22 protein-coding genes are annotated in these 23358 nt (G+C 31.7%); 18 read left to right on the forward strand and 4 right to left on the reverse strand.

Features of this window, described 5'->3' with window-relative positions; all coding sequences use genetic code 11:
• Positions 1 to 112 precede the first annotated feature (112 nt).
• Complete coding sequence (locus tag ABD816_RS14700) at positions 113 to 2014, reverse strand: DUF6242 domain-containing protein (RefSeq protein WP_344928651.1); 1902 nt, start codon at positions 2012 to 2014, stop codon at positions 113 to 115.
• A gap of 100 nt (positions 2015 to 2114) precedes the next feature.
• Entirely contained in the window at positions 2115 to 3998 is a 1884-nt protein-coding gene (locus ABD816_RS14705; protein WP_344928653.1) for a hypothetical protein, read from the reverse strand.
• Positions 3999 to 4476: 478 nt separating this feature from the next.
• Here ABD816_RS14705 and metK point away from each other — a divergent pair, with 478 nt between their 5' ends.
• The 8 genes from metK to ABD816_RS14745 all read left to right on the forward strand — a co-directional run bounded on the left by metK (position 4477) and on the right by ABD816_RS14745 (position 13002).
• Positions 4477 to 5733 (forward strand): methionine adenosyltransferase, encoded by a 1257-nt coding sequence (gene metK, locus ABD816_RS14710; protein WP_344928655.1) that lies wholly within the window; start codon positions 4477 to 4479, stop codon positions 5731 to 5733.
• 167 nt (positions 5734 to 5900) lie between these two features.
• Positions 5901 to 6269 carry a hypothetical protein gene (locus tag ABD816_RS14715; protein WP_344928657.1) on the forward strand — a complete coding sequence of 123 codons (369 nt, stop codon included), beginning with the start codon at positions 5901 to 5903 and terminating at the stop codon, positions 6267 to 6269.
• Between the two features lie 370 nt (positions 6270 to 6639).
• Positions 6640 to 6951 (forward strand): hypothetical protein, encoded by a 312-nt coding sequence (locus ABD816_RS14720; RefSeq protein ID WP_344928660.1) that lies wholly within the window; start codon positions 6640 to 6642, stop codon positions 6949 to 6951.
• A 136-nt stretch (positions 6952 to 7087) separates the two neighbouring features.
• Positions 7088 to 7531 (forward strand): hypothetical protein, encoded by a 444-nt coding sequence (locus ABD816_RS14725; protein ID WP_344928661.1) that lies wholly within the window; start codon positions 7088 to 7090, stop codon positions 7529 to 7531.
• The gene (locus ABD816_RS14730) at positions 7513 to 8538 is read left to right on the forward strand and encodes a hypothetical protein (RefSeq protein ID WP_344928663.1); all 1026 of its coding nucleotides are present in this window, start codon (positions 7513 to 7515) and stop codon (positions 8536 to 8538) included. The genes ABD816_RS14725 and ABD816_RS14730 overlap by 19 nt, the downstream gene beginning before the upstream one ends.
• A gap of 58 nt (positions 8539 to 8596) precedes the next feature.
• On the forward strand, positions 8597 to 11485 hold the full coding sequence (locus ABD816_RS14735; RefSeq protein WP_344928666.1) for a patatin-like phospholipase family protein: 2889 nt from the start codon (positions 8597 to 8599) through the stop codon (positions 11483 to 11485).
• A 108-nt stretch (positions 11486 to 11593) separates the two neighbouring features.
• Entirely contained in the window at positions 11594 to 12379 is a 786-nt protein-coding gene (locus ABD816_RS14740) for a hypothetical protein (protein WP_344928668.1), read from the forward strand.
• A gap of 8 nt (positions 12380 to 12387) precedes the next feature.
• Entirely contained in the window at positions 12388 to 13002 is a 615-nt protein-coding gene (locus ABD816_RS14745; protein WP_344928670.1) for a deoxynucleoside kinase, read from the forward strand.
• 90 nt (positions 13003 to 13092) lie between these two features.
• On the opposite strand, the gene ABD816_RS14750 is transcribed toward ABD816_RS14745, so the two are convergent.
• On the reverse strand, positions 13093 to 13386 hold the full coding sequence (locus ABD816_RS14750) for a hypothetical protein (RefSeq protein WP_344928672.1): 294 nt from the start codon (positions 13384 to 13386) through the stop codon (positions 13093 to 13095).
• Between the two features lie 108 nt (positions 13387 to 13494).
• Here ABD816_RS14750 and ABD816_RS14755 point away from each other — a divergent pair, with 108 nt between their 5' ends.
• Positions 13495 to 14151, forward strand: coding sequence for a DUF2461 domain-containing protein (locus tag ABD816_RS14755; RefSeq protein ID WP_344928673.1), 657 nt, complete (start codon positions 13495 to 13497; stop codon positions 14149 to 14151).
• A 24-nt stretch (positions 14152 to 14175) separates the two neighbouring features.
• On the forward strand, positions 14176 to 15627 hold the full coding sequence (locus tag ABD816_RS14760) for a right-handed parallel beta-helix repeat-containing protein (protein ID WP_344928674.1): 1452 nt from the start codon (positions 14176 to 14178) through the stop codon (positions 15625 to 15627).
• Between the two features lie 111 nt (positions 15628 to 15738).
• Here ABD816_RS14760 and ABD816_RS14765 read toward each other — a convergent pair whose 3' ends face one another.
• The gene (locus ABD816_RS14765) at positions 15739 to 16992 is read right to left on the reverse strand and encodes a 3-deoxy-D-manno-octulosonic acid transferase (protein ID WP_344928676.1); all 1254 of its coding nucleotides are present in this window, start codon (positions 16990 to 16992) and stop codon (positions 15739 to 15741) included.
• Between the two features lie 288 nt (positions 16993 to 17280).
• Between ABD816_RS14765 and ABD816_RS14770 the strand changes: the two genes are divergently transcribed.
• The 8 genes from ABD816_RS14770 to ABD816_RS14805 all read left to right on the forward strand — a co-directional run bounded on the left by ABD816_RS14770 (position 17281) and on the right by ABD816_RS14805 (position 23324).
• The gene (locus ABD816_RS14770) at positions 17281 to 17427 is read left to right on the forward strand and encodes a class IIb bacteriocin, lactobin A/cerein 7B family (RefSeq protein WP_344928678.1); all 147 of its coding nucleotides are present in this window, start codon (positions 17281 to 17283) and stop codon (positions 17425 to 17427) included.
• Between the two features lie 106 nt (positions 17428 to 17533).
• Positions 17534 to 18007 carry a hypothetical protein gene (locus ABD816_RS14775; protein ID WP_344928679.1) on the forward strand — a complete coding sequence of 158 codons (474 nt, stop codon included), beginning with the start codon at positions 17534 to 17536 and terminating at the stop codon, positions 18005 to 18007.
• Between the two features lie 157 nt (positions 18008 to 18164).
• A complete protein-coding gene (locus tag ABD816_RS14780; RefSeq protein ID WP_344928681.1) occupies positions 18165 to 18707 on the forward strand; it encodes an HD domain-containing protein in 543 nt (180 codons plus the stop codon).
• A 51-nt stretch (positions 18708 to 18758) separates the two neighbouring features.
• Positions 18759 to 19487, forward strand: coding sequence for a helix-turn-helix transcriptional regulator (locus tag ABD816_RS14785; protein ID WP_344928683.1), 729 nt, complete (start codon positions 18759 to 18761; stop codon positions 19485 to 19487).
• A gap of 46 nt (positions 19488 to 19533) precedes the next feature.
• Positions 19534 to 19992, forward strand: a complete 459-nt coding sequence (locus tag ABD816_RS14790) for a GyrI-like domain-containing protein (protein ID WP_344928684.1) — start codon at positions 19534 to 19536, stop codon at positions 19990 to 19992.
• Positions 19993 to 20346, forward strand: a complete 354-nt coding sequence (locus tag ABD816_RS14795) for a DUF1801 domain-containing protein (protein WP_344928686.1) — start codon at positions 19993 to 19995, stop codon at positions 20344 to 20346.
• Between the two features lie 72 nt (positions 20347 to 20418).
• Positions 20419 to 21258 (forward strand): class D beta-lactamase, encoded by an 840-nt coding sequence (gene blaOXA / locus ABD816_RS14800; protein WP_344928689.1) that lies wholly within the window; start codon positions 20419 to 20421, stop codon positions 21256 to 21258.
• Between the two features lie 257 nt (positions 21259 to 21515).
• Complete coding sequence (locus tag ABD816_RS14805) at positions 21516 to 23324, forward strand: T9SS type A sorting domain-containing protein (protein ID WP_344928690.1); 1809 nt, start codon at positions 21516 to 21518, stop codon at positions 23322 to 23324.
• The last annotated feature ends 34 nt before the right edge of the window (positions 23325 to 23358 follow it).

Below are 23358 nucleotides of genomic sequence, written 5' to 3' on the forward strand. Positions count from 1 at the left end.
AGCGCAAAGCTAATAATTATTTTTAAACTAGAAAGCATTGTTTACAGTTTAAAAAATATTTTTTGATTTATAAGGTATACTCTAGGACCTCAACACAGAATTCTAAAGGTATTTATTCTATATACCAGATTTCACTTAATGCACCACCATCATAACCACCGGTAATCCAGATTTTATCTTTAAAAACTATTGTTGCATGTGATATCCCACCATAAAACATATTCATATCATACTCTTCATATTCAATCCAATTTTCACCATCCTCAGTATACCAAATATCATTATAGACGTTACCGATAGTGGATCCATTACTTCCCCCAATAAGCCACATTTTATTATCTAATGTAAACATTATTTGATAAGTCCTTTCTGGAAAACTAGCATTTGCTGTAACTAAAGACCAAGATTTACCGTCAATACTAGTATATATATTATTAGATTTTGTAATTGATGAATTAAGCGCCGAACCTCCGCTTATCCACAAAGCATTATTAAACTCAGTAATACCAAATCTTGCTTCTGGAAATTCATTTGGCACATCAGTAATTACATCGGTTGCCCAAGTTGCTCCATCGGTCGATGTTGCTATACGTCTTGCTCCCGTATCCTCAAAATCACAAATCCATATTGAATTATTATATACAACTCCTCTAGAAGATAAGCTTTTGACGTCAAAAGGTAACACACTATCATAATTTGCCCAATTTTCTCCATCACTAGTAAACCAGACATCATTGTAAAATGAGTTATAACCGTCATCTGCCCCTCCTATCACCCATAATTTATTATCAAAAACAAGTGTAATATGATATCCCCGAGCACCAAAAGGAGCGTTTGCTTCTTTTAAGTTCCAATTTTCTCCATCATTACTTGTCCATATATCATAACAACCAGTACCTAAACCATCCTTATATCCTCCGATAAGCCAAAGTTGATCTTTAAACACCGTTAAAGTATGTGCATACCTTTCGCCAAAAGGTGCATTATCTGTAACTTTAATAGGATTTCTAAACCCTCTAGTAGTAAAACTATAGGTACTGCTAACAGCTACTCCTCCTTTACCATCCTTAACTTCAACTTTCCAGAAATAGGTGTTTAAAAGCCCCAATCTTTTATCATCCTCTACATTGTAAGACAATTCTGTAATTCCATCTGCAAAAATAGTTTGTGGATCTTCATTCTGATCTAAGTATAGTGTATAAATTAATTCATCACCATCGTCATCTTGTGATGCATTCCAAGAGAATTGAGGGTTTAGATCGACTCCTTCAGCAGTATTAGTGACTCCGATTAATGTAAATGGTTTAGGCTGATTATTATCTTTTAAGGTGGTAAAACTAAAAACTTCATCACTTTCTATAATTAGCCCACTAGAGTCTTTAGCAATTACCTTCCAGTAATAAGTAGTATCTTCTGCTAATGGAGTTTCTATGATATAATTAGTTTCTTCTATGTTTTCTGCAATACTAGTTACTGGAGTTTCATTAGTATCCATTAATAACTCATATTGAACAGTACCTCCATCAGAAGTTACTAGTTCTTCCCAAACAAATGTTGGTAAAAGGGTAATATCAATTGCTTCATTAGCTACTGATATAAGGTTAAAAGAACCAATAGAATTTTCCTTTTTTGTTGTAAAACTAAAAACTTCATTACTTGTGGTCGATAAGCCTGTATCATCTATTGCTAAAACTTTCCAATAATAGGTAGTTTCATATAGTAAAGGATCTGATAGTATATAACTATTCTCTTCTAGTCCAACAGCAATTTCTTTAACTGGATCTTCATTAACATCCAGTAAAATAGTGTAAGTAATATCATCACCATTAAGATCAGTAGAACTATTCCACTGTAATCTAGGCAGTAAATTCACATCTGTAGCCTGATTAAGCACTTCTACTAAGGAAAAACTTGATGGCTTCTTATTGATTAGCTCGTCATCTACTTTCTTACTACAAGATACTAATAATAATATTGCTGCGATAACATAAGAAAAAGCACTAATCAACTTCATACAGATAACTTTTATATTTTACTAAAATTAAATATTCACATCAACCTTAGTAATTCTTTGATTTTAAGTATTGTAATATAGGTTTTTTTCTTTAAAACACTTACTCTCTAAAATAAATTTCACTCGCAGAGGAACTGTCACTAGAAGTAGCATTGCGTATTAACCATAATTTATTTTTAAAAACGACTGTATTGTAATTACTAGCATTCACATAAAAACCATTATCATAATCATATTCATCATTCATCCAATCTATACCATCATATGAAAACCAAAGGTCATAATACCCACTAGCAAAACCTCCACCTCCTAATACCCACATTCTATTATCCAATGAAAATGTGATATGACCATGTCGTGATGAAAAATCTGCTTGATTATTAACTATTGACCAGGAAGCTCCATCAGCGCTTTTCCATACATCATTAAAAGACCCTATGGCTGAACTATTTTTTCCACCAATAATCCATAAACTATCATTAAACTCAATAAATTCAAATTCAGTTCTTGCCGGAACAGAAATATCGGTATTTATTTGAACCCAATCTGTTCCATTCTCAGAACTCCAGGCATCAAAATAAAATCCATCATTATCCAAAATTCGATAAATAAAAATTTTGTTTTTATAAGCTATTACTTTATGATCTGAATTCACTGCAAATGGTAAATTAGTAGTAAGTTCTGTCCATGTAAGTCCATCACTACTAGACCACACCTCATTACCTCCTCCTATAACCCATAATTTGTTATTATGCACAATCGTAGCATGGTCGTATCTGTTTCCAAAAGGAGCATTACTAACCACCTGATTCCAATTTTCTCCGTCATCACTAGACCAAATATCGGATAGAGGTCCTGTTACAAGGTCTACACCTCCTATCATCCATAGTTTATCATTAAACTCGGTAAGGGTATATCTAATTCGTTTGTCAAAAACAGTATTACCCGTAACTAAAACTGCTTTTTTCATACCACGGGTTGTAAAACTATATGTATCGCTTAGAGCCTCTCCTCCATTACCATCAGTAACTTTAACTTTCCAGAAATAGGTATTCAATAACTCTAGGCGTTGATCATCAATCACTTTATATGATTCATTCTCGATTTCCTCTGCAAAAATAGCTTGAGGATCTTCATTTTGATCTAAATACAGTGTATAAGTCAATGCATCCCCATCTTCATCCTGTGACGCATTCCAAGAAAACTCAGGAAACAAATCAACCCCTATAGCTGTATCAGTAACCCCTATCAACGTGAATGGTTTAGGCTGATTATTATCTTTTAAAGTGGTGAAACTAAAAACTTCATCACTCTGAGTAATTGATCCATTAGCAGCTGTCGCAATCACCTTCCAATAATATGTGACACCCTCATCTAAAGGAGCTTTGACTACATAATTAGTTCCCTCCAGACTTTCTGCTACACTCGTTACTGGATCTTCCTTAGTATCTATTAATAATTCATATCGAATAGCATCTCCATCAGGATCTACTAATGGTTCCCACTCAAAAGTTGGCAAAAGTGTTACATCTACAGCCTCATTTGCTACAGATATAAGATTAAAAACACCCGGAGATGAACTTTTCTTTTGTGTAGTAAAGCTAAATATTTCGTTGCTTTCTGTTGACAACCCAGTATCATCTGTTGCTACTACTTTCCAATAATAGTTAGTTTCATAGGCTAATGGGTCTGTCATTACAAATCTATTTTCTTCTAAACCAACTTCAATCTCTTTTATTGGGTTTTCATTCGTATCCAGTAAAATAGTGTAGGTAACCTCATCATCATTGGGATCGATAGAGCTATTCCATTGTAGTTTGGGCATCACATTGACATTTGTCGACTTATGAGGTACTTCTACTAAAGAAAAATTCGTTGGTTTCTTATTTATCAAATCATCATCTACCTTCTTACTACAACATACTAATAACAGTATTGCTGCCAAAGTACAGAACGAATATTTAATCAATTTTATCTGGGTCATTTGTGAAAAATTTTATGTAAAAATCAACATATGGAAACATAATTAATTTGCAATAAATATGTTCAAGATGCTGTTTTCAGTATTTATAAAATGTAAATTCTATTAATAAGTGTCTTAACAAAGAAAAATGTTACGTATTTACTTATTTTAAAACGTATGTAAAATCTCCAGATATAAAACCTAAATTTTATAGTTTATAAATTCACAAAACCTTTATATCCCTTTAGTTTATTTAAGAAACTATCTTTTGCTATTTTCTTAAAATTAATGATACGTTAAATACTTTTGAATCTTATCAATTTTTTTACCTTTGCCGAAAATAATATAAGGGATAAATTTGACTGATTGCAACCCTAAAAAACACTCATCAATTTTCCAGTGTTGATAAAAAAAATGCTAAAGCAGTTCGATACCATTACATCCTTATCGAAAGCTTCGCATCGCAATCCAGTCGTTTTGATCAATAAAAAATAAAAAAATGGCATATTTATTTACTTCAGAGAGTGTATCTGAGGGACATCCGGATAAAGTAGCAGATCAGATAAGTGATGCTTTATTAGATAATTTTTTAGCTTTTGATAAAGATTCGAAGGTAGCTTGTGAAACTCTGGTGACAACTGGACAGGTAGTGCTTGCAGGTGAGGTAAAATCCACCACCTATCTTGATGTACAACATATTGCAAGAGAGGTAATTAATGGGATAGGCTACACTAAAGGAGCGTATCAGTTTAGTGGTGATTCTTGTGGTGTAATTTCTCTTATCCATGAGCAATCACAAGATATCAATCAGGGAGTGGATCGGGATACCAAAGAAGAACAAGGTGCTGGGGATCAAGGGATGATGTTTGGATATGCAACCAAAGAGACAGAAAACTATATGCCTTTGGCATTAGATATCTCACACAAAATATTAATAGAATTAGCTGAGCTAAGAAAAGAAGGAAAAGAAATTCCATATTTACGTCCTGATTCTAAAAGTCAGGTTACTATAGAATATAGTGATGAAAATATTCCACAACGTATTGTCGCGATTGTGGTTTCAACTCAGCATGATGATTTTGATACTGATGATGAGGTAATGCTTGCTAAAATAAAAAATGATATTATTTCTATTCTAATCCCGAGAGTAATATCACAATTACCTCAATATATTCAGGAATTATTTAATGATCAAATTACATATCATATCAATCCCACTGGCAAATTTGTTATAGGTGGTCCTCATGGCGATACTGGTTTAACAGGTCGTAAAATTATTGTAGACACATATGGCGGAAAAGGTGCTCACGGTGGTGGAGCATTTTCTGGTAAAGATCCAAGTAAGGTGGATCGCTCTGCTGCATACGCAGCAAGACATATTGCTAAAAACCTGGTAGCTGCTGGGGTTTGTAATGAAGTATTGGTACAAGTTTCTTATGCGATTGGTGTTGTAGAACCTACTTCAATTTTTGTAGACACCTACGGATCTAGTACCCTAGGATTAACCGATGGTGAAATAGCAAAAAAAGTTGCAGAAATTTTTGATATGAGACCTGCAGCTATTGAAGAACGACTCAAATTGCGTAATCCTATTTATCAGGAAACTGCTGCATATGGACATATGGGCAAAGAACCAAAATTGGTAACCAAAACCTTTGAAAGTCCTTATTCTGGAAAAGTTGAAAAAGAGGTTGAACTTTTTACCTGGGAGAAACTAGATTATATAGAAAAAGTTAAAAACACATTTAACATTTAGAATTTCAATAAGTTAGCGTACATTTAGAAGAGTTTGGTTCATATTATACTTGTATAGTGATCGACCGGATACTATTTAGGAACCTACGAATACTAAAAAAGTAAAATTAATAGTATTAATATCGAGTACCTTCGAATAACTATTGATAGTATTTTAAATCTATAGAAATGAAATTAAAGATAATGATAGCCTTTTTTATATGTTGTGTTTCTACCTTGTCGTATGGCCAAGATTATAAAAGCTATACAGAAGTAGTGAAAAATATAGACACTAAAATAGATCAAGGATCATATAGTGCAGACACATCTATTTCTGCTGACAAACTGATTATCGAAACTCCAGAACAAAATATAGCCGAAGAAAATGAAGATTTTTTTAGTGAAGATGAATGGAGAAAAATTAAGAATCAAATAAAGAAGAATAAAGATAAGATAACTAATTTAGGAAATAATATGTATAGTTCAAAAACACTAGATACTATATTTCTTTATATTTCAGACACAGATACTAAAACAAAATTATCGTGTAACAACTAAATTCAATTAATATGTTCTACTGTGGGGGAAGAACATATATATTTAAAAAGGCTACTATATATTAGTAGTCTTTTTTGTTATAAACTACCTCTATACACAATCTCTTAAAACAAAAAAATCTCTTTTTTTAAATTTAAAGGGGTAATCACCATTCAAAAAGGGGTGTTTTCCCTCTTTTAAGTACCTGTAATATTTATTAAATTAGTTATTCATTAGCAGGTTTCTGTCGACTATTTTTTTTGAATTTACCTTACACGTAAAATTGAAGTAATGGTTTTCTAAGTATCTCTTCTGAAACATTAAAAATGAATCAAAAGCTATATTGTTTAGCTTCTATTTTAACATTACGAGTTACTTAAAAGATAAAAAAATGAAATTCTTAATCACTATAATCACTTTAGTATGTAGCTATCAAGTTGCACTAGGCCAAACTCAAGAAGAAGAAAGCCAAGACGTACTACAACAAAAAATTTCTCAAATAAGGTCAGGACTTAATCAATCAGACACAAATCAAAATACCACTAAGCATTATAATGCAGAAGAATGGAGACTCATAAAAAAACAGATAGAAGTAACTAAAAGCAATATCATACTTGGCAAGGAAAAAATTCATTTTCATAAAATTTTAGACACAATCTATCTAGAAATCCCTGTATTAGCATCTTTTTCTCAAACGAATTAATACTATAAAACCGAAAACTTATAATGGTTTACTCTTAGTATAAATATTAAAAAAGAAATTTTATCATTTCCTCATCAATATAAGTGAAAGAAAAAGTAATTTAACAACATCAAATCATTTTAAACTAATACGTACCATGGCAAAATCAAATTATTGTTTAATTGATCCCGATGGAGGTTTCTTAAAGGTAACGGTAACTGCTAATAACGGTATAAGAACAGGCGCTGTTTTTGTACTCTGGGAAATACAACAAGGTCAGTGGGGGAAAAAAGAAAAGTTTCAGGTTTCGACGGGTGATAAGGGAGTTGATGAATTTGTTATAAACGTAAGACCTACTGATATTGAAAATAATTCCCTGGCTTGGTTTATGAATGCTTGTTCCTCCATTCATGCTATTGATCGTGGAGAAATCACTATAAATATAACGCAAGACAATGTAAATCGTTTTAAAAAATCATCTTCCAGACTGATTCCTAAATGTAACGACGCTAAACAGCTTCAATTTGGAAGCCATGTCATTTTTAAACATATGATTTCAGAAAATATTTCAACATCAGATTTATGGAAAGACACAGAATAATAATAAGTATTATTGCTTACTGGTTTTCTATAAGCTGCATTGCACAGAGCACCAACACTGATAGCGCATTTCATTATAAATTGGATTATAATGTTCCGGAGAGTCCAGCTTTTTCTGTTTTAGATGCCAACCCAACTACCGTATTAAGAGCTAGTGCACCTCAAGAGATTATCTCCCATTTAGCTAGTAATTTTTTAAGTGGAAATGAAGTTAGTCCAGGTATTGCTCTGGATTTTAATCCCTACTTTACTTTTGGTGGAAGAGTACGAAGCATTGATGTATACAGAAACAACTATTGGAAACGATTATTAGCCAATACACAAGTATCTTTTGCCACAATTAACTCTATTGATTATCCCGAGGATATGTTATTTTCTGGTGGTATTAGGGCAACATTATTTGACAGCAAAGATATCTTATTTGATAAAAGTCTGGGTGATGATATTGATAAAGCGTTGCTTCCTGATGATTCTGTAGAACCCGGTCCATTTGAAGATAATGATCAAGGTGCTGTAGTTAATAATAAAAAATTAGCAGATGCCTATGAGAAGGCAAAACGTCGTTATCAAAATACTAAAGGAGGGTCTATTGCTATAGGATATGCAATCGCAGGACGTGCAAAGGACAACTCTTTTAAAACTGATAGTATTGTTACGTATAGACATCAAGCCTGGTTAGCTGGGCAATATGATTTAGGCAAAAGCAACATGAGTATTAATGCTATGGTAATGTTTAGATACGATCAGACAATACAAGCTGATGATGTAGACGGTGTTATAAGCGGAATTGCATTAAGAAAATATGGTAAAAAATTAATTGTATCCGCAGAAATTTATCACGATAGCATGAAAGAAAGCATAGATTTTGGTGGATATGCTGAGGCATACCTCATTCCTAACATTACATTATTTGTTTCATTAAAAAAAGAAACAAATAGCATAACCAATGAGGAGGATGTTATATTGAAACCCGGCATTAAATGGAATTTTAGTCAATCAAAAAAATAACACTGCTTTTACATTTCCCCTTTATAAAATTTTTACAATACTATTAATATAAAAAATCATGGGAAAAACATTACGGGTCTGCCTGGCAATGGGCGGAGGAGTATCGCTGGGATCTTTTTCTGGATCTGCACTCACAGAAGCACTAAAATTATTAATCATTTATGGGAAAGATGGTAATAAAAAAGCATATGATAAAGTTATTGTAGACGGAATGAGTGGCGCTAGTGCTGGTGCTATTGCACTTACCATTATGCTTAAGTGTCTAATCGACTACCGTTCTATGATACCTCTTTATAGTGACACACTTACGGAGGGACACTTACTGGATGAAATTATAAAAGATTATTTTGAAGGAAATAAAGAAAAGGCAAAAAAATACGAAAAAAAATTTGAGGCCTTAAAAGCATTGCAACTTGCTCAAAAAATTCAATATAAAATATGGGTAAATGAAGTAGATTCTAACAAGTTGTATGGTAAGAAAATTAAAGAAACACATGTTGTCGAGCCTAATGAATCATTCTCATTACTGGATAGGAAGTTATTAGAAGATCTCACAAAAAAATATCTAATGACTTCTGATGGATTTGATATATCAAGGCGTACTCTTTTAGACCCTAAACGTGTGATTTTTGCTTGCTCTCTTACCAATTTATTACCCATTGAATTAACCATTTCCAAAGAGAATAAAAATCAGCCTGAAGGTAAGAACAAACTAGAGGAAAATGTATTAAAGTCAATTGGGTCAGACAATCACTCTGAGTTAAGAGTAATTGATTTCATTTTTGATGAAAAAGCCGTACTCCAACAAAAGAAAGAAACCGATACACGATGGTTAAAATTCTGTCAAAACCCTGATATTAAAAACCCTACTCATTTTGACATTACTGATAAAAAAGCATGGGCAACTATTTCTGCTTCTGCAATAGGATGTGGTGCTTTTCCTATCGCTTTTGAGCCTGTAATGCTTAGAAGATTTCAACAGGAATTTGGTAATGATAATGAATATACCGATTGGCCTTCATCTTTCATAAAAATTCAAAATGAAATTAATAATCAAAAAATCCAAAATCCAAAACAGTTTATTGACAATAGCTATTTTGCTGAAGAAGTGGATAATCAAATAGATTATCAAAGCTTTAACTTTCCATATATAGATGGAGGCACTTTTAATAACGAACCTATTAGAGAAGCTTTTAAGATAGGTAATTTTCAGGATTTTGGTCGAGAAACAATACAAGAAGAACGTTTGATACTTTTTGTAGATCCTATTGTTAGAAAGGAACAATATCATTCTTTCAGAGTCTCAGCCTATTCTCCAATTAAAAAATCAGATAATGGAGTCGTATTCAAAAAAGAGATCAGTAAACTTTTAGGAAATACCTCTAGTATCATCAATGTATTAACCAATCAAGGTAGTATTAAAGAAGAGCACAAAATAATTGATATAAAAGAAAACTTTGAGCTCAGAACTACGATTTTTGACTATCTGGATGCTAATACTGATATGAGTAGTAATCTCAATATCAAAATTATAGCTACAGCTTTTAACAAGATTAACAAGAATCTAAAAAACGGCATCATCTCTTTGGGAACAAGAGATCCCATGGAGTATTTTCTAGCCGAAATTCACAAAAGCTGTCTTAAACAAGGAGAAGATCAAACCGCCTGTCTTACTATTAGCGAGAACATGTTACAACAATTAGAACAGCAAATCAATAGCAATAGTATTGTAAATATTGAACAAGTATACGACCTACTTAATCTTACTACTAAATCCGATCGTAATGGGTTTGCACAAACCGTATTTAAAGTGATTGCTGATTTTGCTCTGAATACAGATGGCAAAAATGAAAATGCCTATCGCGCAGCAATATTACCTATTAATAAAAGATTAGATACTGTAGAGCTACCAGGAAGTGAAATACAAGCATTTGGAGGTTTTTCTTCTCTAAAAGCAAGACAATATGCTTTTGAATTTGCTCGATTAAGTGCTTTGTTATCTCTAAAAGAAAACATAGGAGGTTTTCGACCTGAGCGTCCTTTTATTGCTAACAAAGGCTTTAAGAAATTAGAAGAACAAATAACTGAAAGAATCAAGGGTATTGATTTCTATAATGATAAAGATGAATATACAAGCTCTTTAGAAAACAACCTTTTTAATCCTTCTGTAATTCGGATAAAAAACATTCTATTAAGCAACAAATACTTAAAATTCATACTATTAAAAGTGCCTTTTGTAGCCACCTCATTAATAAGCACTGCGTTACTACCAGTAGTATCTGTTAGTCTTTTTGTTTCTTCTATATTTAAAAAATCTCCTTGGAGAGGCTCCAATATCCTTAAAAAAATTATCCGCAGTAGTGTAAATCAAATCAACTACTTGGCACTGGAACCAGTAACTATATCTATACTTAGCGATGCTCCACTAAACAAAAAATTATTAATCAAATGTACCGGTAATATCATTAAAAAAGAAAAAGCAATAGCCTGCACAAAAACAATTAATAAAGGTATTATCAGATATCAATACTATTATCAGGTTTCATTATTAGAATATATTAAACAACATAATCCTATTCCGACAGACACTATATCTCAAAACGTTACAACTATAAAAATTGATTCACAATTGATAGAACGACTGGGGCTATCATTATCAAATAAAGTAAGAATTCCTGATAGCATAGATGGAAATCTGGAACCAGAACGCAAACGTATTGCCTTAGAAAACAACTATACAGATATTATTGAAGAAATACGAATTGACCGATACAACCTACCTCTAATAAACTCATCCATCAATAACACCAATACGGCATTACACTATTCTTTAAAAAACTTAAATTATCATGTCAATCCATTGTTAGAAATAGACGTACAGAAGCTAGATCAAGGTTGGTATTTTAAAGAGGAAACAGAATCATTGGATAAAAAATTAATGCGGTAGCAAACCCTACCACTACTATACATAAAAGAACTAAAGTCATTTTACTTTACTTATATCATATCCTCAAAAAATATAACCTTTGATAATTATTTTTGTATTTTGGCTTTAATGAAAAAAATAATATTGTTTTTAGCTGTAATCAGCTTATTTTATAAGTTATCGGCTCAGGTGAATCCTAAACAACTAGATTCGATTGCATTAAAAGCTGATCGTTTTATTGGTGTAGATTCTTTTGGGGCTATTTATTTTACAGAAGGAAACATTTTTTACAAAAAATGGAATCAACAACAATGGCAGTTTGGAGACTTTATTTTAGGTGAGCTTACAGATGTTTATGTTTTAAATCCTCTAAAAATTGTTTTGTTCTATCAACCTTCTAATACTGTAGTATTAGTGGATAAATATTTAAATGAAATTGACAGAATTAATTTCAATACAATCACAGAATTCAAAAATGTTACTCAGGTTTCTCCAGCAAACGAGAATCGAATCTGGGTTTTTGATAGTAACACGCAACAATTAGAGATTTTTGACACCACCTCTGAAAAAACAATTGTAAAAACTCAACCTATTAGTACACTTCCACATTCACAACATAGTAATTTTAACTATTGTTGGTTATTAACATCAGACAAGCTGTTGTTATTTAATATTTACGGAAGCCTGCTTACTCAAATTGAAAATGAAAATTTTTTAAATCTTAAAATTATTAATAATGATCTGATTTTACAGAAAGAAGATGGATTGTATTTTTTATCAAATAAAGCTCAAAAAAAAGAAAAAATAAATCTTCCTGAAATTCCTATCAAACAGTTTTATGTTACTAACGAAATCCTTTATATTTACGATCAAAGGAAGATATATAGTTTTGCATTAACACCCCAAAAAAATTAAACTCAATTATGCACGTAGCCATTGCAGGAAATATTGGTGCTGGAAAAACAACATTAACTAAATTACTAGCTAAACATTATAAATGGGAACCTCAGTTTGAAGATGTTTTAGAAAACCCGTATTTGGAGGATTTTTATAATAAAATGGAACGATGGTCTTTTAATCTACAAATCTATTTCTTGAATAGCCGTTTTAGACAAATTCTTGAGATCAGGGAGCGCGGAAAAGACATTATTCAGGATAGAACAATTTATGAAGATGCTTATATTTTTGCTCCCAATCTGCATGCAATGGGATTAATGACCAACCGTGACTTTGAAAATTATAAGTCATTATTTGATCTTATGGAAAGTGTTGTAGAAGGACCTGAATTATTAATTTACCTTCGAAGTAGTATTCCTAATCTCGTAGGACAAATTCATAAACGAGGTCGTGAGTATGAAAATACTATCAGTATTGACTATCTAAGCAGATTAAACGAAAGATATGAAGCCTGGGCACATAGTTATGATAAAGGAAATTTACTAATTATAGATGTGGATCATCTTAACTTTGTCGACAATCCTGAAGATCTCGGTGAAATTATCAACCGCATTGATGCAGAATTAAACGGACTATTTTAAATAAAAAAGGTCTTTTCCAAGTTGGAAAAGACCTTTTTATCTTTATAAGATAATTTGTCATAAAGACATTTGTTCATCTTGAGCTTTTATCTACTCTTCAATTTCTTCAACCGTATTCTCTGCAGCGTTTTCAATTTCCTGACCAAGTTCTTTAGTCTCTTCTACTGCTTCTTCTGTTGCATTTTCGATATCTTCTCCAACTTCTTCAAGTTTTTCTTCTGCTTTTTCTACTTGCAGTGCTGCCTTATCAGCCGCTTTATCTACTTCTGTTTCCAATTCACTGGTTTCTTCTGTCGTTGTCGTTTCCGATTTTGTTTCTCTACAAGAAATAAACGTTACATTTACGGCTAGTAAAACTACGAATGCTAAAATTACTTTTTTCATGATCTTAATCTTTTAGTTTGTTATTATATTGCTATAACGATCATCTAATCTCACTATTTCTATTATCTTGGTAATATTTTCACAAAAATTCTTAATTTTTTTAACACCATGAATTTCAGTCATCTATTTGAGTTCCTTTCAGAACTACAAGAAAATAACAGTAAGGAATGGATGGATACCCATCGGAAACGTTATCAACTATTACGTACTTCTTTTATACAATGGTTAGATGATTTAGAACAACAACTAATAGCTATAGACCCGGATTATCATCCTACATCAGGTAGAAAAGGAATAAATCGAATTAATAACAATTTACTTTTCCACCCTAATAAACCAGTATATAAGGATCATTTTGCCGCAGGATTGGATCAAAAAACGAAACAAGGTGATTTTTATATTCAGATTGGAATTCATGAAAGTATATTAGCTGGTGGGTATTGGAAACCAGATCGTAACGTTTTAATGAGTATCAGAGAGGCAATCGATTATAATGGAGAAGAATTAATCAATATTATAAACAAACCCAGTTTTCAGAAAACATTTGGCGGATTAATTCCTGATAAAGAAATGCTTAAGAAAGCTCCTAAAGGATATACTATGGATCATCAATACATTGATCTTCTTCGCCATAGAACATTTGCAGTTATCCACCCTTTAACTAACACAGAAATCTTACACGATAATTTTACTGAGAAAATAATTCGGGTATATAAAGAAATGCTTCCTTTCAGAAGATATCTTAATAAAGCAGTAACCGTATAGCCTCATTAATACAATTATACTTTTATGAAAAAAAACATCTTTTTATTTATTATCATAACATCCTGTCTTATTTCCTGTTTAAAAAATGAAACCAAAGAAGAACAGGATACAATTGTTACTCAAGAAGAAAAAGCTGATGCTTTACTAAATGATAGTAATACGATCACAGATTCACTATACCCTACAGCAACTATATATGCCGAACAAGGAACTATAGTATATGACCAACCCAATAAAGGAGGAAAAGAAACCGGAATTATTCCGTATCAAAGCAATGTAGATATTATCGAACATAGCAAAAAATTCGTAAGCAATATTGAAAACAATCAAAATACTTATGATAGATGGTTAAAAATAGTGTATCGCTCACCCGGAACCCAAAACACTGTTTCGGGATATATACTTGATACTAAAATCAATTATAATCACCAGAAAAAAATAGTCGTACCGCAGGATACCGTTCTGGTAAAAAATGAAGTAGAATTTCTTGAAGCTTTGGGGTCAAACAAAATTCTTCTGATCGACACTGACACTCTTAATTTAGAACGTTATTATGATCAATTGATTGCTGAAGATGCTATGGATGAGGAAACAGAAGAACAGCGTTATCAATTTACTGGTGATGGCAACCTGGAGCTAATAGGATATAAAAATATCACCTTACAAAGTATTGGTAAGCCCATTCAGTTTATTATAGAAAACAAATTAAATGATGTATTGACTTTTACCGATTGTAGTAACTTTATTATTGATGGTTTCAATTTTTATCATAAAATAAAATCAGGTAACTGCGAAGGAAAAGTATGCGTGATCAACAAAAGTACTAATGGCTTATTTATAAACTCTGAGTTTAATGGATCAGGTGCAATTGGAGCTTATATTGATAATTCTAGTAATATAAGTTTTAATAAAAGTAAGTTTTACAATAACTCCAGAAGTGCAATTACCATAGACAATTCAAGTGATGTTTCAGTAAAAAACAGTATAATTTATGACAATGATTCCTATATTTTAATAGATATCAATCAGGAATCTGCTGCAAAACAAGCAGATAAAACTCCTATAAAGTCAGTACAATTATCCAATACTATGTTTATTAAAAATAATACATCCACGATGTTACGATTAGACACACAATATCTAGCAGATCTACCTTCTAAAATTAGCTTTTCTGATTGTATGTTTAGAAATAATACGCTGGAATCTTTTATTAATTTCCAGAAACCAAAAAGCTATCATACTATTCTATTTATTGGTTGTGAGATTACACATAATGAAAGTGCGGATGAAGATTTCAATTTTATCTACAAACAAGGCAGTACAGATACCATCACTTTTGATAACTCTATTATCCAGAACAATCAAAACGCAAATGCATTTCAGGTAGATACCTCTAAGGTAAGATTAAAAAACACTAGTATCAATGGAGTAATGTATACTAATATAGCAGAAGCAACGCTGGATTCTATTCAATAAGAACATTGAAAATAAAAGCATATAAAAAAATTGACGTTGTATAGAACAAAAAAACCCACGAGTTAGATGCCATTTTATATTATTAATACTCTTTATTTCTAAATTTATGGTTTATTCTTTTATTTGGTTAAGTTGATCAATCAAATATACAGCGATCATATCTGTAGCACCAGTATTGCTATTAATAAAATGTCCGGAAATCATACCTGTCTGTTCTCTAAATTTTTTATTAACTACCAGTTTATGCACTACATCAGAAAACTCCAGAGCGGTATGAATAGAAAATAAGCCTGCAAGCTTTTGTAATTGCTTAGCCTCCCTAAAATCATCAAAATTCTTACCAATAATAATAGGTATCCCAAAAGTTGCCGGTTCCAGAATGTTATGCAACCCAGAAGTACCCATAGCACCACCTACATAAGCAATGTTTGCATAGCTATATACTCTGGACAGATATCCGATTGTATTCATAATAAAAACTTGATATTCTTGTAAGTTTTTATTTCCCATTTCCGAAAAAAGAACTGATGTAGTGGTCAGTTTATTCTGTAGTGACCGTATATTGGCATCTTTGATTTCATGTGGTGCAATAATAAAACATATTTGATCAGAATAATCATTTACAAAATCTATAAATACATCCTCATCCTCTGGCCAGGAACTCCCAATTACAATACAAAGTCGTTCTCCAATAAACTCTGAAATGAAGTCAATACGATTATCCATTTCGATCTGATGAGACACTCGGTCAAAACGCGTATCACCACTAATCGTAACATTACTAAAACCAATATTCTCTAATAACTTCTGTGAACTAACATCCTGAACAAAAAAATGTTTAACATTTTTCAAGGAATTTCTAAGAAACCCACCATACCATTTAAAAAAGACTTGATCTTCTCTAAAGGCGGCAGATACCATAACGATCGGAACGGCATTCTTATGCAACACAGCAAAATAATTAGGCCAGAAATCATATTTTACAAACACTGCAATTGTAGGATTTATCAATTGCACAAACTTTTTTGCATTGGTCTTAGTATCCACAGGCAGATACACAGTCACATCAGCTAGAGAATTTTTCTTTTTTACTTCATAGCCTGATGGTGAAAAAAAAGTAACTAGTAATAGATAATCAGGGTATTGTTTTTTAAGAGCTTCCATAACAGGAACTCCTTGTTCATATTCTCCCAGTGAGGCGCAATGAAGCCATAATACTGGTTTTCTAACAGGAAAAATCTTTTCTAATTGTTTAAAAACATCAGCTCTACCTGTTGCAAACAATTTCAACTTCGGACTTAACAACCCAATTACAGGAAGTAGCCAATCAAAGAGAGTAATAAAAAAAGAATATAACAGACCCAAAGACATTAATTTTATGAATTGCTAAAATACGGCTCTTTATTACAAAATCAACCTCTTTTTAACACAAGGACAAATTATAAAGTATACGTAACATGCTTTAAATTTATAATTCAAACAATGTCAAAACAAAGAAGGTAATAGCTACGCATATCAAAGGAGTGTTGAATTCTCCTTTTTGTTTTATTTAACTTTTACTCTCATTATTTTAGTTAAAAATTCCCTATTTTAGAATTCATAAAAACATAAGATATAGTATCTTATATAAAATTCACTTTTAATTTATTTATTATGAAGAAAACCATTTCAACATCAAAAAACGTTAAAGAATTAAGTAATGAAGAGTTAAAACATATTGAAGGAGGGAAAGCACCACTTTGCCCGTACCCAACTGAAGCTATGTACAATCCAGAAACTGGTAATTGGTCTTGTTGCTAAAGAATACATTTTAAGTTAATAATTCAGAGGTGCCTTATAAGCACCTTTTTTTATATCTTTATTGTAGTAAATAAAAAAAACTCAGCCTTAAAATTCTTGTTAAATAATGAACCAAAAAGATTATGAAACTCATGCTTTTTTACCTAGTGGTGAATGGGAAGGTTTTTATTGTTACAATAATTCCCCGGCACAACATAAAATGGATATTGAACTTAGTTTTATAGATGGTATAGTTTCGGGCTCTGGGATTGATGATATTGCACCTTTTAAATGGAAAGGAGATTACAATCTGGAAACATTAAAAATCCGAATGACCAAAACTTACCCTACACATACTATTTTCTATAAAGGAGACATTGATGAAAATGGAATTTGGGGTATATGGGATAGTTTAGCCGACCTAAATAAAAATTTTAACCCAGAGACAATTCAAAGAATTATGCAGGCTTTTGCTGACAAAATCAAAGGCGGCTTTCATATTTGGCCTAAAACTGCAAAAAGTGAATTAAGAGAAACAACTAATGAAGAAGAAATTATAGCCTCCAAAAAATTAAAAGAAATTTATATAAAAATATCATAAGTTTAATTCATAAATTTCATTGTCTTCTTGTAAACTAATGATCTTTATTTTTAACTTTTTAATACATTATTATATAAGATAACCGAAGAGTTACATCCCAAAATCATTACTGTAAATGCACTTACACCCATCAAGTCTATATTAATTTAAATATACAATGACACAAGAACTATATCAAAAAGCGATGAAATTTGCAGGAGAAAAGCATAGCGATCAACAAGTCCCTGGTACAACTGCAAACTATCTACTCCATATAGCAAATGTATCTATGGAAGTATTAATGGCTTATAATTTTGACCATAGTTTTGACATAGACTTTGCCATACAAACCGCTATATTACATGATACCCTTGAAGATACAACAGCTAATTATGAAGAGCTAAAAAATGAGTTTGGAGAACCTATTGCTAAAGCTTTACAAGCATTGACAAAAGATGAAAATTTATCTTCTAAAGAAGAACGAATGACAGACAGTCTTCATCGCATCAACCAATTACAAAAAGAAGTAGGATTAGTCAAAATTGCGGATAGAATTACTAATTTACAAACCCCTCCCCCACATTGGACGATCGAGAAGATATCTAATTATATAGAGGAAGCAAAATTAATTGCCAAATCAATAAAAAACAAAAACGAATACTTGCATACGCGATTATATCAAAAAGTTGAAGCGTATCAAAAAAACTTAAAAAATCAATAGTAACTTACCGAACTTTCTATACTATCGAACCCCAATAGACACAAGACCAATATGGAAGCAATAGAAAAACCAAGACTATCCAGACTTACCTCCATCATAACACTTCTACAGTCTAACAAAATCATTACCACCACCTATCTCGCAGAAAAGTTTCAGGTTAGCGTTAGAACCATTTATCGTGATATTCGAACATTAGAAAATTCTGGTATTCCAATTATAACAGAAGAAGGCAGAGGGTATTCATTGATGCAAGGATATCATATTCCTCCCGTCATGTTTACAGAAAATGAAGCTAATGCATTAATTACCGCAGAACAAATAATTTTAAAAAACAAAGACAACTCCCTCATTGAGCATTATAGTAATGCAATTTCCAAAATAAAATCAGTACTGCGATTCTCACAAAAGGAAAAGGCAAATTTATTATCAAAAAGAATACATTATAGAGAGAACGTTGAAGAATTAAAAACCAGCGATTATTTAATGAGTATTCAGTCTGCAATTACAAATTTTCAGCTTGTAGAAATTGAATACCATTCTTTGGACAACAATTTTACCAAACGTTTTATTGAACCCTTTGCTATTTATAGTACCCAGGGTAATTGGTTATTAATTGCCTTTTGCAAATTACGCACTGAATACCGGATATTTAGAATCGATTTAATTGAGAAATTAAGGATTCAAACAGTAACCTTTGAACCTCACAAAATGACTTTAGAGCAATTTTTTAAAGAATGTCAAAAAAAATACACTCATACCCCTGACACACCCTTGTCATAACCTCTGTTATTTTTGCAATAAACAATTGATAAAAGCAACAATACTTATGGAAACACAAAAAAAAGAAGCATTTAAAGTCATCGGAATCAAAGTAAGAACCACCAATAATAATGGTCAATCTGCTATTGATATAGGTCAACTATGGGAAAAATTTATGACTGAAAATATTTTAGAAGCAATTCCTAATAAAATAAACTCCGATATTTTATCCATTTACACTAATTATGAAGGTGATCATACGCAACCCTATGACACCATATTGGGATGTAAAGTAAGTACATTAGATAAAATTCCCACAGGAATGATTGGGCAAAAGTTTGAGAGTGGAAATTACACTAAATATCTTGCGCAAGGTGATTTACTTACAGGAGTAGTTTATAACACCTGGGTAGAAATCTGGAACGCGGATATCAACCGAACTTTTACTGCAGATTTTGAAGTTTATGGAGAAAAAGCACAGGATCGATCTGACGCAGTAGTTGAAATATTTGTAGGTATTATTTAAATGAAAGCAATAGATAATTTTTATTTTGATAAAAAAGAACCAATCAAAGGATGTTTACTCGCTTTGAAAACAATTATATTAGAGTACAATCCGGCATTAGAGCCTCGCTGGTATTATCGGCTCCCTTGTTTCATGTACCAAAATCAGATTTTTTGTTATTTATGGATTGATAAAAAAATACAATTCCCTTATATAGCTATAGGAAAAGGAGTGAATATTGAACACCCTGATTTAATTCAGGGAAATAGAACTTTTACTAAATTACTTATGATAGATCCAGAAAAGAATATTCCGATAATCAAAATTCATCTCATCTTTGATATGGCGATGAAATTATACAAAGAAAATCCTTGAAACCATATTTAATTCCCTTTGATTACATTTACATATAATTTATTAATTTCTTATAGATCAATATAAAATTCCATGAAAAACGTGCATTTGTTTATTGTTACATTTCTTTTGCTTTCTTGTACCCAAAAAAACAAGAATACTTCGACAGAAAGTAAGACAGAAGAAACGGTCAAAAATCAAATAAACGTTCCAGCATTTCAAGCAATTATTGACTCTGCTGATGTTACAGGTGCTATTTTAATTTATAACCTACAGACAGACTTCTATTACGCCAATGATTTCACTTGGGCTAACAAAGGAAAATTACCAGCCTCTACCTATAAAATACCTAATTCAATTATTGCTTTAGAAACAGGTGTGGTGAAAAATGACAGTACACTCTTTAAATGGGATGGACAAAAAAGAGCATTCAAAATATGGGAACAAGATTTATTATTTAAAGATGCTTTTCAATATTCGTGCGTACCGTGTTATCAAGAAGTAGCTAGAAACATAGGCTTACAGAGGATGAAAGAGCACATAACCCGCTTTAATTACGGGGAAATAAAAGTTGACTCTACAACAATTGATAACTTCTGGTTAGTTGGTGAGTCTAAAATCAATCAGTTCCAACAAATTGATTTTTTAAAACGTTTTTACCTATCTCAATTACCTATAACCGATCGAACTACAAAAATAATAAAGAATATAATGGTTATTGAGCATACTCCACAATATTCATTGAGTGGTAAAACGGGCTGGTCAGTTAGTAATGGCCATAACGGCTGGTTTGTAGGGTATGTAGAGAAAGGAAGTCAAACTTATTTATTTGCTACAAATATAGAACCTACCAGGCAATTTAATATGGATAAGTTCCCATCCATACGTAAGGACATTACTATAAAAGCATTAAAACAAATGCAGATACTCTAATAAACCATAACCGCAACATTACTTTTATAAAATATAGCTCAACAGATATTATTGATTTTCGATAGTATCTAATTTGCATAAAAATTGAATCCTGATTCAATTTTAATAGTACATACAATATAAGTATTGATAAAAAGTGCCGCAGACTCCTTCAAAATTGCACAATTCTCTATTTTAAATTAAATTTTGTATAAAAAACGCAATTTTAATGATAAAAAATTAATAAATTAACATTTTTATCACACAAACTCGTTCTTATGAAATTAAAATGTACTCTTATAGCGTTATGCTGTTTCGTCTTACCCTATGCTCAGAATTTTTTAGAAGTACAACTTCCCACTCCAGACAAATTAAGCCCTTTCTTTATAGGTCCTCTATTTACCTCTACCATTCACTATGGTGCAACACCTCCTAATTATAACGGTAAAGTAATACTTTTTAATCACGGATACATAGATCTTAATCAGACACAATTTTTATTTGACAATTCCTTCTATCAGAAAACATATGATGAAGGGTATCAAGCTGTATTTGTAGCAACTACAAGAGGTCAGGGAATCTGGGTAAATGGAAAATTATTAGCAGAAGCGATTGATATAGCTACAGATACCTTCAATGTTCCTGATGTATATCTTGTAGGACATAGCAATGGTGGAAAAACTGCTGAATCTGCTATGATTCATTATGGTAAAAAAGATAAAGTGAAACAAGTTTTTGCATTAGGAACTCCTTTTTGGGGAACCTATCTGGCAGATATTTCTCAAATGCCCTGGCTTAATTGGGCATGGCGATTAACAGGATTGAACGATGGAGCGTTAACCTCAACTACATATTATTCCAGACATGTTATCAGACCATACTTTGATAATCATCCGGATAATGAACCTGAAAAATTTGTTATATTAGGAGCTTCTGGTTATTATAATGGTTCTAATGCTTTGGCAAAAGCAGCATTTACTGTTACAGGAGGTATCCTTTTTCCGGTTCAGGGAGTTAATGACGGTGTTGCTGCATATTACAGTACTCTAAGACCTGATGCAACAAATGTTTTTGATAAAAATGATTCCAGAGCAATCTTCGACCATCTTGATATAAGTTTAGGACAATTCAGCTGGCCTTACATAAAGTCTCATATAGAAAATCCTACTCTTCAATATAATAAAAGTACTAACATTCATCCTCAAAAAAACACAACGATTGAAAGTGATTATTACATAGTATATTCTGAAAATGAATATGATCAAATTCTATTAGACGAAGGCTCCAGCTTTGCCATTGCAAGCATTATACATGAAAATCCCACAGCAGATTTTCAAATTATACATTCAGATACTAAAAAAATGAGCATTCCTAAAGTTGCTTACCATCAAAAAAACCAAACTACCATCTCTTTTTCTGAAAGTAACTTGACTCTTAAAAGTGATTCACGATTTGCCGCTTTCATAAAACAAGATAATGGGATCAAAATGTCTTTAGAACAAATTCAACAAAATAAGCACCCCATATTAAAAGTTAAAATAATCAGAGATAAAAAAATAACCGAATCAAGTCTTGATACAGAAGTACGTGGTGTTATTATCAAAACTGCATCTATTCAAGGGAACAAAGAATTAAATGATCCGGAGATTATAGCATTCGAAAAAAAAGATGATGATTTCTTGTTTGACACCTCCATACTTGATGAAGGTATTTATAGTCTTTTTCTTAGTTCAGAAAAGAATGGAGATTTTAAAAGAAATATCATTTCAGGGTTTGTGGTAGGAGACATCGTATCAGGCTTAGCATCAATATATCACAATAAACCTTCTGTTTTAACTCAAAAATCCATGTATATTACCCCTAATTCTGTTAAGGAGTATGCTACATTATTAATGAGTGGTTATGGAGAGTATGACCAGTTTACCGCCACGGTATATGATATTACAGGAAAAAAGATTACGAATTTTAGCATCGAGGGAAATCAAAATACAGAATTTGATATCTCAACCCCGCTACGATCGTTATCAAAAGGCATATACTTACTTCGCATTAATGATTTGAAAACAATTAAATTCATAAAAGAATAAACTTGCTTTCTCTCTATCATACTGATCGAAAATT

The sequence above is a fragment of the Aquimarina addita genome, from assembly GCF_039539305.1.
Lineage (GTDB): Bacteria > Bacteroidota > Bacteroidia > Flavobacteriales > Flavobacteriaceae > Aquimarina > Aquimarina addita.